The 237-nt window shown below is 43.9% G+C and carries 1 protein-coding gene; it reads left to right on the forward strand.

The window, feature by feature from the left end; all coding sequences use genetic code 11:
- Nucleotides 1–20: 20 nt before the first annotated feature.
- Nucleotides 21–237, forward strand: a 217-nt coding sequence (locus tag ACXAF9_RS18245) for a transposase (protein WP_475076871.1), incomplete at its 3' end; no start/stop codon positions are given.

Genomic DNA, 237 nt, shown 5'->3' on the forward strand with positions numbered 1-237 from the left:
TACCCCGCATGGTGCAACGGATGGCACGCTTCAAACACTACGATTACGAGCAAACCAAGATGATTCCGTTGAGGTTTGCGGATCAAATCCATAAGGGAACCTTCGAATATACCCTTAATCACGTCGTCGATAATGAACTCGATCTCAGTGTGTTTGAATCCCGTTATCGTAACGACCATAACGGTGCACCTGCTTATGATCCTGCGCTTTTATTGAAAATCGTTTTATTTGCCTATT

This window comes from Neptunomonas sp. ABH4_499, from assembly GCF_056160565.1.